Consider the following 17,210-nt stretch of genomic DNA (forward strand, 5'->3'; position numbering starts at 1 on the left):
CCCAACCATGCCCAAAACCCAAACCGTAGAAATCGGAACGCTCAACCAACGGCAAACCTATCAGTCCATTGCCATCATCGGGGGCTTGTTTTTCATCTTTGGATTCGTGTCCTGGGTGAATGCCATTTTGATACCGTATTTCAAAATAGCCTGTGAGCTGAATAATTTCCAGTCCTATCTGGTAGCTTTTGCTTTCTACATCTCTTACTTTATTTTCTCGGTTCCATCCTCTTATTTGCTCAAAGCAGTAGGGTTTAAAAAGGGAATGATGGTCGGTTTTTGGGTCATGGCGTTGGGTGCCTTTGTGTTTTTGCCGGCAGCAATGGTCCGGACCTACGAGCTCTTTCTGTTGGGACTGTTTTTGATAGGTGCGGGTTTGGCGGTGTTGCAGACGGCCGCAAATCCTTACATCACGATTTTGGGACCAAAAGAGAGTGCTGCCCAACGGATAAGCATCATGGGAATCTTAAACAAAGGGGCTGGAATATTGGCCCCTTTGCTATTTGCAGCCGTCATTCTCCGGGTTTCAGACGATCAAATCATTTCGCAGTTGCCCCTTATGGAAGCTTCTGAAAGAGAAAGTTTTCTGGATGAACTGGTCCGCAGGGTCATGGTGCCCTATGCGATCGTAGGCACGGTGCTGGTGCTTTTGGGTATTTTGGTGAGAATTTCGCCGCTACCAGAGATCAATACCGAAGCAGAAAATGAAACGGTCTCTCAGGCGAATGCCAGCAAATCCTATATCCTTCAGTTTCCCCATTTGATATTGGGTGCTGTAGCCATTTTTTTACATGTAGGCACGCAGGTGATTGCGATCGATACCATTATGAGCTATGCCATTTCCATGGATATTTCCTTGCTGGATGCCAAAGTGTTTCCCTCCTATACCCTGGCAGCCATGATTGCAGGCTATATCTTTGGCATCATCGTTATTCCCAAATTCCTTTCACAGGTGACGGTACTTAAAGCTTTTACCACCATGGGGCTGTTGTTTACCTTTTGTATCCTTTGGTGGGGAGGAGCGGTTTCATTTTTGGGAATGGAGGTAGACATTTCCATCTGGTTTGTGGTGTTGCTTGGACTGGCAAACTCCCTGGTTTGGGCGGGAATATGGCCCCTGGCGTTGGACGGATTAGGGAAATTCACCAAACTGGGTGCTTCCATTTTGATAATGGGACTGTGTGGCAATGCGATCCTACCCATGGTTTATGGGTATTTTGCCGATACGGCCGGATTAAGGGAGGCTTATTGGGTGCTGGTTCCCTGCTATCTGTATCTCATGTTTTATGCTTTTAAAGGATACCGGATCAGAAAATGGAGCCGGAATTAGTCAAAATGACTCCAATTGGAGTCATTTAATGCCTGTAGGTCATCTGGCGTATCGATGTCAATCTTTGCAACTTCAAGCGATACCAGCCCAACCTGCTCCGGATGGGTGTGAAATATGTTTTTAGCGCCCTGTTTGTCTTCGAGTGAAAGCAAACTGGAAAAACAACTTTTATCAAAAAGAGCGGGCACCCCCGGGACTCTTTTATAAAAGGAAGCAATCATAGGAAGGGCCGTTTCCTTTTTTTTATCCAATAGGGCTTTTAGATGAGTTGTGGTGATCAACGGCTGATCAGAAAGGAGTATGAGGAGCTGATCGATGGTTGCGATTTTTTCAAGGGAGGCCAACCCCAGTTTGATGGAGCTACCCATGCCGCTTTTCCATTCGCTGTTTCGGATGGTATGCAACCCTGGCTCAACAGAGAGGTCAAAGGTATAAGCCCCCTCGACCAGCATAACTGGCCCCACATGCAGTTCCAGAGCCATTTTTATGGTGTTTTCTAATAACGACCTTCCCTGGAATTCCACCAGCTGTTTGGGATGTCCCAACCGGCTTGAATTTCCCGCTGCAAGAATGACAATACCCGTTACCATAGGCTATCTGGGCAAATCATTTCCCATGAAGGCGTTGGGATTAACCTTTGGAATGGTGCTTCCCCATTTGGCCTCAATGGCCTCAATAAAGTAATTGGCAAGAAACGCATTGGCACGGGCATTGGTATGCACGCCATCCACCGAAAAACCGCCGTTCGGAGGTACAATAGAGTTGGTCAGCGGTACCGATCCCGCATTGACAGTTCCTGCAGCCACCTGATCCAAAAAGGCCTTGACATCCACCAGGACAAGGCGATCGCTTTGTGACGCAACAGCCGCTTCAATGAACCCATTGAAGGTATTGATTTTTTCTTCCAAAATTTCCTGTTCGGATGGCAGGAGCACGTACTGATCTTCAACGGGAACTGTCACCCCCCTGATAGCACTGTTATTACCTCCTACGGGTTCACCCAGGACCGTGGCAAGCGTCAAGGCTACCTTGTCGTTGGCGTTGCTTAGCCGAATAGAGGGGATACCTGAGGCACTCAGGTCGGTTAGGGTTTTGTCTTCCATTACAAAACCGTTAAAGCCAGGTTGAAAAGTAATGGTCCGCAGGTTTCTTTCAGTATCGGTGATCAGCCCGGCTTGCGCCACCTCATTCAAGGCCTGGTTGTATTGAGTATAAGCGCCATTGGCCAAACCCGCCAAACTTTGGTTTAGGGGGAGAGCGTTCCAGCTTATCGTGCTGAAAAAAGGAAGGCTGTTTAAACTGGGAATGTTTGCAACGACTCCTTTGGCATCCGGATTGGCCTGAAGGAGGGTATTCAGAGCAGTGTTGTATAGTTGCTCAAAGGTTTCGTCCGCTGGCAATAGGGCAGGGTTGGCCCCTCCCTGGAGTGCATAAGGCAGGACATCATTTTTACCTAGCCAGAAAATCAGAAACGTACCGCCATCTGCCAGTGCTGCTGCGGCATCAGCTACCAAGGTGGAGGTGCCCGGGTTGCTCGCAAAACGAGCATAATGGAGGTTAAACAGGGGATGTTCCGGAGCATTTATATTACCGGTTTCCGGGGACAAGGCGGCTGCCAAATTCATTCCATTCACCCCAAAATTGTTGATTTCTGCCCGGTTTCCATCAAACGGAAGCAGGGGATTTCCCGGAACGATCGGGGAGGGGATGACGGACCCGGAATTGGCGTCTACCCTTAATATCAGCCTTCCGATGGTGGTACCCGGAGGGCTTAAAACATAAGACCCCACCTCAGCGTCCACATCCGGAAGATTGAATTCTCCTCCGCCAGCTTCTTTTAGCTGTTCTGCCAAAATGACCGCATAAGAATTTTGTTGGCTCCGATTATACAGGGCACCGTCCATAACGCCGGCAGTGACCGAGCTTCCAATCGCAATGGTTTTACTGAAATCGACTTGCCCGGGGCTTGGTTCGGGATTTTCTATTTCCGGGAACTCATAAAAACCATCACAGGCACCTAACAAAAGAAAGGCTACTAAATACAGGAAATTTTCAGTCCGTTTCATTTTTTTGCAGGGTTTAATTTAGCAATTCATCAAAAGTGATGGAAAGGTAGTAAATGGCCCCAATGGTAGGCCCACCGAAATTCAGAAAATAACGGTTGTTGAAAACGTTCGACCCGCCCAGTTTTACGACCGATTTCAATTGCTTTAGCTTATACGATACCTGTGCATCGACATTGTGTACTTCCGGAACGTCCCCTTGGGCAAAGGAGGATTCCCAACGAAATGCTGTTTGGTACCTGTAGGCGACATTAAAACCCAGGTTTTCAGTGAGTTTTCGGTTGCCGAAGGTAATGTTGTATTTGTGCTCAGGGGTGTTGAATTCGGATAAAAATCCTTCCTCGAAAGCGGTGATCATGCGGTTGAAATTGTAGTTTCCTCCAATGCTGTAATTATTAGGCAAGTTGTATGTGAGGCCAATAACCGCTCCATGGGCCTCTACCTCCCGATCAACGATATTGGTGTAGGTTTGAAAGGTATTTTCCTGACCGGGGATGGTGACGGGTGTCAACAGGGTAGGGGCATTGATGGCATTGATAGCACCCTGATCGGTAGCGGGCGAAGCTCCCGGATACACCGGTCCCGGGGCTTTACGTATGGCTGTTTGGGAGATAAAATCATCGTAACTATTGTAGTAATAAGCGAGGTCAATCAATAAACGATTGTCGGCGAGTAGTCCTTTATAACCCAGCTCGATGGAATTGACTTTTTCTGGCCTGAGGGCCGGCAAATCCGTCACTTGCTCCAATAAGTTGGTGGCGGAGGCAGCTACCGGACTTGCTCCAGCTGCCACCGCTTCTGTATACGCCTGAACAGAAGCAAGGGAAAAAGCATTTTCAAACACATTGTATTTTTCTCTGTAATAGGGCAGGCCGGCGATCAATCGTGCGGAAACCACATTTAAATCAATGTGTTGGGCCTGGGTGGTAGGCATCCGGAACCCCGTTTGGTAAGAAAGCCGAAAGTTGCTGTTCCCCTCCGTAAATACCCCCGAAATCCGTGGGCTAAACTGGCCTTCAAAATTCTCATTTTTATCATACCGGACCGAACCGGTAATTTTTAATTTTTCCTGCAAAACCCGTTTGGAAGCTTGCGCATAGCCACCAAATTCGGTCACCGATATGTCATTCCCTTCTACGTCTGCGAAAATGGTCCCGTTGGACCTTAGGTCATAAACCCGGTAAGAGGCACCTACCTGAAGGTCCATAAAATCAATTTCATTTTTGAAATTGTATTGTCCTTCGGTCATATACATTCGGGAGCGGTCATTGAACAAAGAGCCCTGCGGGATAAAATCTGCCCGGATGTTCCGTTCTGCATTTTCAAATTCTGGCGTTCCCGGAAGAAACCTGCCTTGATCGGCCTGGTTTCTGGCAAACCGATGGGCTTCCGTTTGTTGGCTGGCTGTCCCCATGCTGCCGGGAGCTACCTGCTGCAAGGCAAGGGCTCCCAGGTAATTCAATGTATATTCTCCAAACCACTGGGCATTGCCTTTCCACTGTTCGTTGATATTCACTCCCGTCAGGTCAGCAATGTAGGAGTCCCCGGAATCTTCCCGCGTGGTGTAGGCTCTCAAAAAATAGCTGTCTGACGTTAACTCCAATTTATGTTGCGTGATGTTAAAATTATTCAATGAGTAACGCTGAGCTCCCGTATAAACGGAAGTTCCGGAACCGTAATTCAGCGTATAGGATAATTCTGCCTGGTCATTTACCCGGTAATGAAGGGCGCCGCTTACCTTGTAGTTTTTGGCCCCATAGTCTACCAGGTCGCGTTCGTCGTAACCTGTTCTCGACACGACCTGATCTGGAATGCTGCCAATATAGCCCCCCAATCCAAATGCATTGGCTTGCTGCTGAATGGCCCCCACATTTCTCAGTAATCCGATATTATTGGCCACCTCATCCCCAAACACGTGCACCCGGTTTTCGCCGGGGTTGAAGGATAGATCTCCTTGTGCTCCCTGATTGAGATCGGTCTGGTCCGTTCCGTACCAGTCTTCTGCTTCCATAAAAGAGGCACTTATTTTAAAGGCCCATTTGTTATTAAAGGCCTTGGCATACCGTATGGAGCCTTCAAACATGGGTTGGGGGGAAGCGGGCTCTCCTGCTCTTCCTCCTATATGGTTGATGCCCTGCTTGTAGAAGGCACTTAGGCCCTGGTACTCAAAAGGACTCTTGCTGTTGATCAATAATATTCCATTAAAGGCATTGGGGCCGTAAAGGGCAGAAGCGGCTCCCGGGATAAACTCCACGCTTTCCACATCCAATTCTGAAGGTCCGTTGAGGTTGCCTATGGGGAAATTTAAGGCAGGAGCCTGGGTATCCATGCCATCGGTCAACTGGACAAATCGGGTATTACCCGTGGAATTGAAACCCCGGGCATTCAGGATCTGAAAATTGATGGAAGTGCTGGTAACGTCCACTCCTTTGAGATTGGCAATGGCTTTATAGTAGGTATCACTGGCAGTTTCCCGGATGTCCAGGATGTCCATCTTCTCAATGGTCACCGGGGACTGGAGAATGCTTTCTTCTACCCTGGAGGCGGAAACCACTACTTCCTGCCCCAGCATGGTTTGTTCTTCTAATTCAACCTGTAGGCCGGTAACCTCATTTTCGGTAATTTGAATTTCCTGGCTGGCAAAGCCGATCATTGAAAATACCAGGGTAAGAGGTGGGGGTTGGCTGACGGTTAAATTAAAGTTACCGTTTAGGTCTGTGATGGTTCCGATAACCTTTCCTTTTACCAGAATGTTGACTCCGATTAACGCTTCGTTGGTTTCGGATTCCGTCACTTTTCCCGAAATAGAGGTGGTACTTTGGGCGTTTAATTGGGAAAAAGAAATGAAAAACCCCAGAATTAGCGACCAAAAGCCTGGCCTGAAATACATTGTAACGTTTTCCATAACATGATGAGCTAGGGTTAATATTTATTGTTTTATGGATTTTATTCTGATAGTCCCCTTCCAAATTATCCAAACAATTGAATGATTTGGGTATTAATTTACAATTGGTCTTTTGATTGTTTAACGAAAAGTTTTCGCTTAAGGTAATAAAAATCCAATATAGTTTTAATGTAGATGACTCCTGAGGGGAATTAAAAAGCCCCAAAAAAACAGGGGCTTTGAAATTTGGGCCTTTTCGGCATGTTACTTTGATTTGTTTTCTTCGTTGACATGCGTCACCAAGCGGTCGCAAAGTGCTTTGATTTCTTCCGAAAAATACTCGTCTCCGGTACTGTTCAGGATGGTTTGGCCCATGCCACCTAAGATATCGATGTAGAAACGCTTCATTTCGGCCACTGACATTTCATTGGTCCAGAGATCGATTCGCAAGGTGCTTTGATTTAAGTTATCCCAAACATTCACGCTAATGCTTCTGGTGGATTCCATTCCTTCCGCTTCTTTATCAGAAGCATCCCATTCAATACTTTTAGGGAGGTTTTTATCGTCCAGGGATACAGTGAATTTGATTTCGGATTTTTTCATTTTTGTATGTTTACCTTTTGAGGAGGCAAAACTAACAAAGAATAGCGAAAGTTGGATACGATTATTATTGAAAGCCCGTCATTTCGGGAATTTCGCCCTTGATCACCAACCTTCCCTCGGTTTTCTTTCGGATTTCATCCGGGTCCACACCCGGTGCGTGTTCCAATAGTTTGAATCCACCTTCCGGAAGAATGCTAAATACGCCCAGGTCTGTAAAAATCTTATGTACGCAACGCACGCCGGTTACGGGGAATTTGCATTGTTTACGCAATTTGGAACTACCATCCTTGTGGCAATGTAGCATGGCCACCAGTAGTTTGGCATCTGAAGCTACCAGATCCAGTGCTCCACCTACCCCTTTTATGAGTCCGGAGGCTATTTTCCAGTTGCTGATATCTCCATTTTCGGACACTTCAAGTGCTCCCAAAATGGCCATGTCTATATGCCCTCCCCGGATCATGGCAAAAGCATCAGCCGAATCAAACAAGGAGGAACCTTTGACCATGGAGATGGTTTCTTTGCCGGCATTGACCAGGTCAGGATTGATATCCGAAGACTGCGGATAGGGACCGATACCCAGCAATCCATTTTCAGATTGGAGGACTACCTGTAGGTGGTCGGGTATGTAGTTGGCGACCAGCGTAGGGATGCCAATCCCCAAATTGATGTACTGTCCATCTTTAATTTCTCTGGCTATTCGGCGGGCTATTTGTTCTTTGCTAAGCATGGGTAAAAATTACGGAGAAACGGTGATGTTTTCAATTCTTTTTTCGTAACCGGCTCCCTCAAATATGCGCTGTACATAAATCCCCGGGGTGTGAATTTGATTGGGGTCCAGTTCTCCTGCAGGTACCAATTGCTCCACCTCTGCTATGGTTGTTTTTCCCGCGGCTGCCATTAAAGGATTGAAATTTCTGGCTGTACCCTTGTAAATCAAATTCCCGGCGGTGTCTCCTTTCCAGGCTTTGACCAGGGCAAAATCTGCCTTGATCCAGCGTTCCAGCAAGTACAATCGGCCGTCAAATTCGCGGATTTCTTTTCCTTCTGCCAATTCTGAACCGATGCCTGCTGGCGTGAAAAAAGCAGGGATTCCTGCACCCCCGGCACGAATGCGTTCTGCCAGCGTCCCCTGGGGGATGAGTTCCAGCTCCAGTTCACCCGCCCGATACTGGTCTTCGAATTCTTTATTCTCACCGACATAACTGGCGATCAGCTTCTTGAGCATTCGTTTTTTCAGCAACAAGCCAACACCAAAATCATCGACACCTGCATTATTGGAGATACAGGTAAGCCCTTTTAGATTTTTTCTGACAAGTGCCTGTATTCCTGCTTCCGGAATGCCGCAAAGCCCAAAACCTCCCAAAAGGAGCACCGATCCATCGGTGATGTCCCTGATGGCATCTTCGGCATCTCTTACTTCTTTATTTATCATGCGGTTTGATTTTATCCGGTCCGAAATAGGCGAGCGCTTGTTGTCGGTCTTTTTGCAATTGATCTTTCAAGGCCTCTAAATTTCCGAATTTTTTTTCCGGCCTCAAAAATTCCAGAAACGCAACTTCAATGGTTTTTCCATATAAATCACCGTCGAAATTTAAAATGTTCACTTCTATGTTTTTAGCTTCACCCGAAACAGTAGGCCTTTTGCCTATATTCAGCATTCCTCCAAAGCTCTCAGATCCTGTATTTACACGAACAAGATAGGCCCCATCCATAGGAATCAGCTTGTCCGGTTCTTCAATTTTGATATTGGCAGTAGGAAATCCCAGGGTACGGCCGATTTGATCTCCACGAATCACCACGCCTTCCAGAAAATACGGTTTTCCAAGAAATTCATTGGCGGTGGCAATATCACCTGACTCCAGTGCTCTTCTTATTTTGGTGCTGCTGATACCTACATTATCGATGTCCTGCCGCGGGATTTCCTCCAACTCAAAATGATAGTCCTTTTGCCGGGCTTTCAAATGCTCAAAACTTCCCTCCCTACCTTTTCCAAATCGATGGTCGTATCCGATTACCAAAATTTTTGTCCGAATCGTTTCTACCAGCACCGAACGGATAAATTCTTCGGAGGGCATTTTTGAAAAATCCTTCGTAAATGGAATGAATAACAAATGATCTATTCCATAAGAAGCCAGTAAGCGGGATTTTTCTTCAAAGGTGCTTAGCAACTTAATACCGTGCTCTTCCGGAAATAATACCATCCGGGGATGCGGCCAAAAGGTCACCAGGACAGTTTCGCCGTCCATTTTCTGAGCGATCTTATGTATTCTTTTGAGGATTTTTTGATGGCCGAGATGAACACCATCAAAGGTACCTATGGTGACCACGGGACGCGTCACTACTGGAAAATCATCAAGAGATTTATAAATTTTCATTTCGCTCTTTATTGATTTTTTCTACCAATTCATCCAATTCCCAGGCATTTTCCAGCCTGAACTCACCGATTGCGGTTCGTTTTAGAGAAGATAGGTAAGCACCTACCCCCAGTATTTCCCCCATATCCCGGGCCAAACTTCGGATATAGGTTCCTTTGGAACACTGTATCCGGAAATGCACTTCCGGAAGGGAAATGCGGACCACTTCGAATGTCTTAACCGTCACCGGTCTTGGGTCTAATGTAACAGTGATACCTTTGCGGGCCGATTCATAAACCCTTTTTCCATCTTTTTTGATGGCTGAGTGACTGGGAGGAATTTGCATGATTTCCCCGGTGAGTGCTTCAGCGGCTCTTAGAATAGCAGATTCATCCAGAAACGAAGGATCTGCCACGTCCACTACCTCTCTCTCCAGGTCAAAAGACTCGGTGGTTTTGCCTAAAACAAAGCTTCCCTCATATTCTTTTTCCTGAGCCTGATACCCTTCAATGTTTTTAGTTTCTTTTCCCGCACAGATGATCAGCAGCCCGGTGGCCAGCGGGTCCAGCGTGCCGGCATGGCCGACTTTTTTTACTTTGACCGCATTTCTGATTTTTTTGACTACATCGAAGGAGGTCCACCGGTAAGGTTTGTTAACTAAAAATACGGCTCTATATGCTTGGTCTTTCGGCCCCATCAAAATACCCAGCCGGAGAGTATGGCCAAAAGGCCTACAATGGTACAATACACCGAAAAATAACTGAGCTTACTTCTCCGTACCAATTGAATCATCCAGGTGCAGGCGACCATTCCAGCAATGAAGGCCGCTAAAAACGCCACCACCATGGTTCCAAATTGCTCGTTTTGATAACTAAGGGCTCCATCGAGAATGTCTTTTCCGATTTTACCCAAAATCAAGGGAACTACCATCAGAAATGAAAAGCGTGCGGCCCGGTTTTTATCGATCCCCAACATCACAGAAGTGGATATGGTAGCCCCAGAGCGGGATATTCCCGGTAGCATGGCGAACGCCTGGGAAAGTCCAATAATAAGGGCATGGAGGTAGGATACCGGCTTTCCGGTACTTTTTGCGCGATCGGCCAGAAATAGTAGTAAGGCCGTTACCAACAACATAAACCCCACGAAAACCACCTTTCCTCCAAAAAGCTGCTCCAATTCCTCCTCAAAAAACAATCCAATACAGACCGCTGGAATCATGGACAGAATAATTTTGAACGAAAACTGCGTTTCTTCGTTGTTTTGAAATTGGAAAAGCCCTCGAATGATCTCATAGACATCCTTTCTGAAAACCACCAGGGTGCTCAGTGCGGTGGCAAAATGGACCACCACGGTAAAAAGTAAACTTTCCTCAGGAACAGAATCTCCTCCAAGAAGGGCAGAGGCAATCTCCAAATGGCCACTGGAGGAAACAGGTAAAAATTCGGTCAGCCCCTGAACGATGCCCAGAATTACTGCTTCAAAGAATGTCATTAATTGTTCTTTTTATAAAAGATGGCGTAAAATTGAAAAAGGAATCCGGACAGTACTACGATCGGGCCCAACGTTAATCCCATAAAACCGAATCCATGCGGCTGCTGATCCAATCCCATGATGACAAAACCCAACACGATAATCGCAATGCCAGTCAACATCAATTGGTAATTTTTTTTTGTAAAAGGCAAATGGTTATTTTTCATAATGTTAATATAATTCGTCCAGGGACATGTTCAGGTATTTGTTTATAGACCGAAAGGTGCTAATCCAGGACATAAAGGCCCCCAATAAAATCAAACTTCCGAAAAGTAAGGCTAATAATTCCGCATCGTATAGTAATTGAAGCCCTTCAATAAAATTTTTCCCATATTGCATCAAGCCAAAAATGATCCCGGATGCCAATATGCCCGCCAACGCCCCGTAAAGAAATGAGCGCCATAAAAACGGGCGCCTGATAAAACTCTTGGTAGCACCGACCAGTTGCATGCTTCGGATCAAAAAACGCTGGGAAAATAATGCCAACTTAATCGTATTACTAATTAAGATCACTACGGTCACCAATAAAATCATTATCAGCGTCCCCATTATCAGGCTTACCTTCAATAAGTTCTCATTAATAGAGGCGACCATATCCTGCATGTAGGTAACTTCAAAAACGTCAGGGATCGCTTCCAATTCCCCGACAATGGTAGCAATGCCCTCCGATGTCTGAAAATCTTCGTGAATGGAAAAGGTAAAGGAGTCTCTCAGTGGGTTTTCATCTAGAAATTGCGTAAAATCTTCTCCCACTTCCTCCAGAAAAAGACTGGCGGCCTCCTCTTTTGAAGTAAAGTGCATCACCGGCTCTTCTGCTCTTCTGAGTACATAAGGTTTATTTTCTATTTGCCGGAGCATTTGATCAATAGCATCTTTTTGTACGTTTTTGGCTAAGAAAACTTGTACCTCTATATTTTCCCTGATCAGGGTGGTCAGCTTTTTGGCCTGAATCATGACGACACCGAAAATCCCAATCATCAGCAACGAAAGGGTAATGCTGAAAAGCACACTGGCAAATTTATAGCTCCCCAGCCTTGTTTTTTTTCTTGGTTTTCCGCTCATGACAGGTAGATATTCGAATCAAAATTAATCAGGTAAATTTACTTAACCAACCTTATTATTTAATTTGATTGGAATCACTGCCTCCCCTGTGGTCACCATGATACAGGTAGCTTTGTCCTGAGCAATTGTCATCAAACCAGTGAACGTACCAAAAGCGGGCATCACCAGGCAATTTTCCCTGTAGAAAAAACAAGGTAAACTAATTCGCTGCTTGCTTTTACCCTTGATGCTAACCCCGGGATGCAGGTGACCGCAAACGTTCAGATATCCTTCCGGAATTTGATCCTGAGGCTCGTGGCTTAACAATAGCTTGCCCAAAACCAGGCATTCTGAATGGATGGTGAATTGACTGTTTTGGTACAATTTCTCCGGCAAAACATCATGATTCCCCTTGATTAAATGAAAGGAAATGGCATCATTTAATTTCATGAAGTCAAGAATCTGAACCCAGGATTGGTTGTACTCGCTATGAAACAAATCACCTAAAAAAATAAATTGCCTGGGCTTGTAGGCTACTATTAATCGCTGCATGATAGTGAAATCTTCCCCGTGTACGGATTCCGGGATAGGAATACCCGATTTTCGAAAATGGCCTGCCTTTCCGAAATGAGTATCTGCCACCAAAAGGCATTTTTCTTCCTCCAGCCAAAGGGCTTTTTCTTTAAGCAAGTGCAGCTGCTTCCCCCGCCACTCCCAGGTGCAATGTTCTTTTGTTTCTTTGGTCAATGCTCATCTCCCGATTCAGCTTCAAAGGTAAGCGGAAAAGTGATGATAGGAAAAGGAAAACCAATGTTCGTCTTTAAAAGTGGTCATCACCTCCTCCCAATCTCCTCTGGAGAATATGTTTTTGGAATAAAAATTGCACCTGCGGAAATCAGCATTCGTGCAATGTGAGTAATCCAAACCCAAAACTAACGTGTAATCGACATCTGTCTATGAAGCTACTTTCAATAATCGCATTCCATTTGGTATTTCTGACGGGATCAATGGGTCATGCTCAGGAATTGGAGCTTAGTGCCGGGCTGACCTACAAGTCTTTATTGGGTAAACAGCGTCAGCTTTATGCACCCGTTTTTGGCTTTGAAATGGGAGCCGCCCGGCAGGAACAGGCACCTTTTTCAGCAGATATGATTGCCTGGGGGGCCAATGTGGGCGTTTTCAGGATGCATCGCTCGGATACGGAAGGTGTTGGTCAATCTCAACAAATTGTGGAAACCAAAGCCACTTTTCGGTACGACCATTATTACAATGATTATTTCTCCTTTTTTTATGGAGCCGAGGCAGGGTTTTCCTTTACCACACTCCAAAGCGACCAGCCAATGATGTCCTCAGAAACCAATTCCACCCAACTCTTTACCCGGGGAATCATTGCTCCAAATGGGGGGATAAACTTTGAAATAAATCGTTACCTCGCCCTTTACTACAAATTGCAATACGATTTAGGTCACTATTTTGGACCCCAACCAAGCTGGGGCAACCCTTCCTCCAAATGGAATCACCTGGTGACTCAGACCGCCGGTCTTCGGGTAAGGATTTGGTAAAATGACTATTCTCAATCGAGTTGCTGTTGGGTTTGCAGATAGGCCATCAAATCAACCACTTCCTGGTTGGACAATGGCTCAAATAATCCCGGTGGCATCAAGGACACATCGGTAATCTCTTTGTTTTGAATGGAGGATTTATTGATCAGGACCGGATCTTGTCCGGCTATTTTCAGGGTAAGTTGCCGGGGTGTCTCTGCTACTACATTTCCAGTATACGTGCGGCCATCCATGGTGGTGATCACTACCAAACGGTAAGCCTCCTGAATCTCCGCACTTGGCTCCAATACATTTAGCAATATGTAATCGGGATCTTGCCGGTTCGAACCCGTCAGGTCGGGTCCGATTTCTGCCCCCTCAGCAAACATTTTGTGGCAACTCCCACAGGATTGCATAAATAGTCGCTTTCCTTCCTGCAGGTTTGCCGCTGACAATGCTTCTTCTGTCAGCAGGCTTCTGTATCGTTGGTAAGCCGCTTCATCATTGGGAACATGCTCTATGGGGCCCCAAATTTCAATGAAACCGCTACCAATCACCCGATGCAATTGCCTGGCTAAGGTCACTGGAATCTCTTTTTTGGAAATGGTTCCGGATTTAATTTCATCCATCAAAAGGTTGCCGTAAACCGGTCTGGAAGCCAGGGATTGCAGGATCGCCGTTTTCTGCGCTGCCGATGCCTGGGGATAGAGGCGAAGCAGCTTGGATCCCAAATCTGCCCGATTGTAACTGGCAACAGCCTTTATGGCCTCTAATCTCAACGCTTCTTCATCCAGTAATTTTGGTAGCAGGGGAATTAATTCTTGCTTTTGCTGCGCCGAAAGCATTTGCAGAGCCTGGACTTTATCTTCCTTATTTGCTGTTGGTGCCGTTAAAGTACGGATTGCTTCCTGGGTAGCCTCTGCATCCCCAAATTGAGCCGTAATTTGGGCTGCAAGCCGCTCCATTTCTCCATTTCCTTTCATCTGCCCGGCTAACGACCGCCAGGCATCCGGCATGGAAAGATCCGTTCTGCCTTCCATTCCCTGTAGCATTCCGTTTAGCAAAGCCTCCCTGTTTTGTTCAAATTGTTGGATGGTGGAAATCAAGACATCCAATTGATCCCCGTCCACCGCTCTTCTGGCCATAAAGGTCGTCAATTGCGGAATATTTGAATGGCTTGCTACCCTTAAAAACCGTTTAGGGTCTTTGTCAATCAGGTATTCGGTCCCGAACCAGACCATTTTGGGCAGGTTATGATCATTCCGATCTTCCTCCCGGCTCATCAATGCCGCTGCCAAATCCCATTTCCATGCTTCAGGAATGCGTTGCAAGGCAGCGGCCAGGTAAAGCCTAACCCTCGCCGAAGGATCCGTTTTTGCCAGTTGGGTAAATCTTTCCCGGGCATCCACAGGTGGGTTCCGGTCTTCACAAAGCAGTTGAATACCCCAGGCCCGGACATTCGGGTCCTGGTCGTCCAGCAAGGCCAAAAGGTCTGCTTGTTGCCAACCGTTTACCTGGTGTAAGGTCCACAGCGCGCGAAGGCGGTAATCGCCATTTTTATGGTTGTTGAATATGTCTTTTAATTCGGAAATACTTTCGTTATTTAGCGTATTGCCAGCAGCCCTTTTCTGTAGGATACCCCTTGCCCTTCGGGAATGCCAGTCACTTTTACTGGTTTGGAGTCGTACCAGCTCGGAATCGGATAGGGTATTCAGATCTTCGTACCGGCCTTCCCATTCTTCAGCGCGGGACGTTTCGGGCATGATGCGGAAGATTCTGCCTGTTTCTCCATGCAGCACTTCCTGCCCGCATATATCGGCATCGTGCCAGTCCAACACATATACCCCGCCCTCCGGGCCTATTTCCATGCTGAAGCCTACCCACTGGGCATTGTTGGCCATTAAAAAATCGTCCCCATGCTTTCCGGTAAATCCGGAGCCAGTTGGAATGAGATTATCTGTCAATACGGCGTGCTCGTGAATATTTGCCATAAACACCCGACCCCATTCCTCGTCAGGAAAGGCATCGGATTGATAGATACGGGCACCACCGTGGGCAGACCGATGACTATGGTCGGTGATGGTTTTGATGTCTTCGTATACGTAGGGATTGAAATGTTGGCCACCCTGCCGGTGATAAATTCCACCGGGAACCACATGCCACAGGTGTGGGATCACACAGGCGCTCATGATCCATTGCCCTTTAGGGTCATAATCGATTCCCCAGGGATTGCTAAAGCCATGGGCTACCACCTCAAATTCGTGTTTTACGGGATGATACCGCCAGACACCGCCATTGATGTCCACACCATCAGCCTCCAATAAGTCCTCCGGAAAAGGATCCTTGTGGTAGTACAATTTACTTTTTTCTTCTCCGACGGGTTTTCTGATCTTGGAGGGGGTGGCAAACCCCTGCAATCCATACAGCCATCCGTCAGGACCCCAATGAAGGCTGTTTAAGGTTTCGTGCCGGTCCCGAATGCCCCAGCCGGTCAGTAAAACTTCAATATCATCAATATCAGCCCGGTCGTCACCATCCCGGTCCGGTATAAATAGCAGATTGGGTGGGGCACCCACATACACCCCGTCAAACCCGACCGCTAATGCCGCAGGAAATGCCAAGCCTTCCATAAATACTTTTTTTTGATCGGCTTGCCCGTCCCCATCGGTATCTTCCAGAATCAGAATTCTACTATCGCCGGCATTCGAAAAACCATCTCCCCGGGATTCATAATCCCTGTTTTCTGCAACCCACAATCGGCCCTTATCATCCCAGCAAAAGGCCATGGGCTGCGTAATCATGGGCTCGGAAGCAAAGACATTGACCTGGAAACCTTCTTTAATGGTCATTTCTTCCACGGCCTCTTCCGGAGAGAGGAATTTGGCTTTTCTCCCCTCTTCCTGTGCAATGCGCCAAAGAGCGGTGGTATTATACATTCCTGAATTTCCAGTATACTCGCCCCAGGCTTCGGTTAAGGCCAGGTCCTCAAATTCATCGGTATAAAAGAGAAGCCGGTGCTTCAGAACCAATTTTTCGCCGGCTGCCAGGTTCCAGTCCGCATCCCGGGTGTAGGCCGGTCCAACACCAAACTGATTGTCTACCCGCCATTTTTGAGGATAGCCTTTATTATCAGGGTGATCAAATAAAGCAATGTTTGCCCGGTCCTCCCTGCCTTCTACCTGCATGCCAATATTCAACCACATGGAAGGCTGGCCTTCAGCCATTTCGTTTTGCTGTCTGGCGGTGTTGACAACCCCGGCATCCATTCCTTCTGACCAGGGCATCCTTAGAAACAGACCTCCGTAATCGTATTTACCAATGGTAAGCACCTCTTCCGCCTGTCCCACCCATTCCAGGTCCAGCAAATATTTTTGATCTTCCATTCGAAGCGACCAGTTTTGGGTTTCGGTTAGGAGGGGCTTGCCCAGGCTGTCCAGCATTTCGTACACCGTCTGCCATTCCACTTGTTCTCCTTCTTCCTGAAGTACATTGGCTGCTACCTTTCGCCAATGGCTTTGGTCCGGGTTGTGAAAATAATCCCGGCCGTTTACCCGGGTAAAACCCCAATAAAGCCCGGTTTGGTGCTGGTGGTGGTCCGGGCTGTATTCGGTTAACTGTCCGTCCCCATCCGGGGAACGTATGGGATGAATATAGGGCCGAAACCCTTCTTTCGTTTCCTGTACGAGCAGGGGCTCGTCCGGCAGGTCCTTTCTGAAGACCTGAAGCTGCCCGGTGGATTCATTTCGGGTAATTTTCAAATCTACCGGTCCTTCTGCGGTACGTGCGTTTTCTCCCTCTTTACTTCCTCCACATCCGAAGGTCAGCAGCAGGAGAAGTAGGACAAGGTTATTTCGCATGGGTTTT

At 46.9% G+C, this 17,210-nt stretch carries 15 protein-coding genes; 2 read left to right on the plus strand and 13 right to left on the minus strand.

Annotated elements, in window-relative coordinates; translation table 11 throughout:
• Positions 1–7 precede the first annotated feature (7 nt).
• Positions 8–1,330 carry a sugar MFS transporter gene (locus tag GJQ68_RS18380; protein ID WP_162418744.1) on the plus strand — a complete coding sequence of 441 codons (1,323 nt, stop codon included), beginning with the start codon at positions 8–10 and terminating at the stop codon, positions 1,328–1,330.
• On the opposite strand, the gene GJQ68_RS18385 is transcribed toward GJQ68_RS18380, so the two are convergent.
• From GJQ68_RS18385 to pdeM, 12 genes are all read right to left on the minus strand, one after another.
• Positions 1,327–1,920, minus strand: coding sequence for a nucleotidyltransferase family protein (locus GJQ68_RS18385; protein ID WP_162418745.1), 594 nt, complete (start codon positions 1,918–1,920; stop codon positions 1,327–1,329). The two genes, GJQ68_RS18380 and GJQ68_RS18385, sit on opposite strands and share 4 nt — an antisense overlap.
• Before the next feature lie 3 nt (positions 1,921–1,923).
• Positions 1,924–3,396, minus strand: coding sequence for a hypothetical protein (locus tag GJQ68_RS18390; protein WP_162418746.1), 1,473 nt, complete (start codon positions 3,394–3,396; stop codon positions 1,924–1,926).
• Positions 3,397–3,409: 13 nt separating this feature from the next.
• On the minus strand, positions 3,410–6,298 hold the full coding sequence (locus GJQ68_RS18395) for a TonB-dependent receptor (RefSeq protein WP_235941772.1): 2,889 nt from the start codon (positions 6,296–6,298) through the stop codon (positions 3,410–3,412).
• Positions 6,299–6,541: 243 nt separating this feature from the next.
• On the minus strand, positions 6,542–6,880 hold the full coding sequence (gene gldC / locus GJQ68_RS18400) for a gliding motility protein GldC (protein ID WP_162343805.1): 339 nt from the start codon (positions 6,878–6,880) through the stop codon (positions 6,542–6,544).
• A gap of 64 nt (positions 6,881–6,944) precedes the next feature.
• Complete coding sequence (locus GJQ68_RS18405) at positions 6,945–7,607, minus strand: 3-oxoacid CoA-transferase subunit B (RefSeq protein WP_162418747.1); 663 nt, start codon at positions 7,605–7,607, stop codon at positions 6,945–6,947.
• 9 nt (positions 7,608–7,616) lie between these two features.
• Entirely contained in the window at positions 7,617–8,312 is a 696-nt protein-coding gene (locus GJQ68_RS18410; RefSeq protein ID WP_162418748.1) for a CoA transferase subunit A, read from the minus strand.
• On the minus strand, positions 8,302–9,255 hold the full coding sequence (locus GJQ68_RS18415) for a bifunctional riboflavin kinase/FAD synthetase (protein ID WP_162418749.1): 954 nt from the start codon (positions 9,253–9,255) through the stop codon (positions 8,302–8,304). The genes GJQ68_RS18410 and GJQ68_RS18415 overlap by 11 nt, the downstream gene beginning before the upstream one ends.
• Positions 9,242–9,931, minus strand: a complete 690-nt coding sequence (gene truB, locus GJQ68_RS18420; RefSeq protein ID WP_162418750.1) for a tRNA pseudouridine(55) synthase TruB — start codon at positions 9,929–9,931, stop codon at positions 9,242–9,244. Before truB ends, GJQ68_RS18415 begins: the two co-directional genes overlap by 14 nt.
• The gene (locus GJQ68_RS18425; RefSeq protein ID WP_162418751.1) at positions 9,931–10,725 is read right to left on the minus strand and encodes an undecaprenyl-diphosphate phosphatase; all 795 of its coding nucleotides are present in this window, start codon (positions 10,723–10,725) and stop codon (positions 9,931–9,933) included. The genes truB and GJQ68_RS18425 overlap by 1 nt, the downstream gene beginning before the upstream one ends.
• On the minus strand, positions 10,725–10,931 hold the full coding sequence (locus GJQ68_RS18430; RefSeq protein WP_162418752.1) for a DUF3098 domain-containing protein: 207 nt from the start codon (positions 10,929–10,931) through the stop codon (positions 10,725–10,727). Before GJQ68_RS18430 ends, GJQ68_RS18425 begins: the two co-directional genes overlap by 1 nt.
• Before the next feature lie 4 nt (positions 10,932–10,935).
• The gene (locus GJQ68_RS18435) at positions 10,936–11,826 is read right to left on the minus strand and encodes a cell division protein FtsX (RefSeq protein ID WP_162418753.1); all 891 of its coding nucleotides are present in this window, start codon (positions 11,824–11,826) and stop codon (positions 10,936–10,938) included.
• Between the two features lie 42 nt (positions 11,827–11,868).
• Positions 11,869–12,552: a ligase-associated DNA damage response endonuclease PdeM gene (gene pdeM / locus GJQ68_RS18440; protein ID WP_162418754.1), complete on the minus strand. Its 684-nt coding sequence runs from the start codon at positions 12,550–12,552 to the stop codon at positions 11,869–11,871.
• A 209-nt stretch (positions 12,553–12,761) separates the two neighbouring features.
• Between pdeM and GJQ68_RS18445 the strand changes: the two genes are divergently transcribed.
• Positions 12,762–13,367: a hypothetical protein gene (locus GJQ68_RS18445; protein ID WP_162418755.1), complete on the plus strand. Its 606-nt coding sequence runs from the start codon at positions 12,762–12,764 to the stop codon at positions 13,365–13,367.
• Positions 13,368–13,378: 11 nt separating this feature from the next.
• Here GJQ68_RS18445 and GJQ68_RS18450 read toward each other — a convergent pair whose 3' ends face one another.
• Positions 13,379–17,203, minus strand: coding sequence for a PVC-type heme-binding CxxCH protein (locus GJQ68_RS18450; protein ID WP_162418756.1), 3,825 nt, complete (start codon positions 17,201–17,203; stop codon positions 13,379–13,381).
• Positions 17,204–17,210 lie beyond the last annotated feature (7 nt).

Source organism: Cyclobacterium roseum (assembly GCF_010119225.1).
GTDB lineage: Bacteria > Bacteroidota > Bacteroidia > Cytophagales > Cyclobacteriaceae > Cyclobacterium > Cyclobacterium roseum.

Coding starts and splice junctions, on each gene's coding strand:
- GJQ68_RS18380 (WP_162418744.1), top strand. CDS start 8: ATGCCCAAAACCCAAACCGTAGAAATCGGAACGCTCAACCAACGGCAA.
- GJQ68_RS18385 (WP_162418745.1), bottom strand. CDS start 1,920: ATGGTAACGGGTATTGTCATTCTTGCAGCGGGAAATTCAAGCCGGTTG.
- GJQ68_RS18390 (WP_162418746.1), bottom strand. CDS start 3,396: ATGAAACGGACTGAAAATTTCCTGTATTTAGTAGCCTTTCTTTTGTTA.
- GJQ68_RS18395 (WP_235941772.1), bottom strand. CDS start 6,298: ATGGAAAACGTTACAATGTATTTCAGGCCAGGCTTTTGGTCGCTAATT.
- gldC (WP_162343805.1), bottom strand. CDS start 6,880: ATGAAAAAATCCGAAATCAAATTCACTGTATCCCTGGACGATAAAAAC.
- GJQ68_RS18405 (WP_162418747.1), bottom strand. CDS start 7,607: ATGCTTAGCAAAGAACAAATAGCCCGCCGAATAGCCAGAGAAATTAAA.
- GJQ68_RS18410 (WP_162418748.1), bottom strand. CDS start 8,312: ATGATAAATAAAGAAGTAAGAGATGCCGAAGATGCCATCAGGGACATC.
- GJQ68_RS18415 (WP_162418749.1), bottom strand. CDS start 9,255: ATGAAAATTTATAAATCTCTTGATGATTTTCCAGTAGTGACGCGTCCC.
- truB (WP_162418750.1), bottom strand. CDS start 9,931: ATGGGGCCGAAAGACCAAGCATATAGAGCCGTATTTTTAGTTAACAAA.
- GJQ68_RS18425 (WP_162418751.1), bottom strand. CDS start 10,725: ATGACATTCTTTGAAGCAGTAATTCTGGGCATCGTTCAGGGGCTGACC.
- GJQ68_RS18430 (WP_162418752.1), bottom strand. CDS start 10,931: ATGAAAAATAACCATTTGCCTTTTACAAAAAAAAATTACCAATTGATG.
- GJQ68_RS18435 (WP_162418753.1), bottom strand. CDS start 11,826: ATGAGCGGAAAACCAAGAAAAAAAACAAGGCTGGGGAGCTATAAATTT.
- GJQ68_RS18445 (WP_162418755.1), top strand. CDS start 12,762: ATGAAGCTACTTTCAATAATCGCATTCCATTTGGTATTTCTGACGGGA.
- GJQ68_RS18450 (WP_162418756.1), bottom strand. CDS start 17,203: ATGCGAAATAACCTTGTCCTACTTCTCCTGCTGCTGACCTTCGGATGT.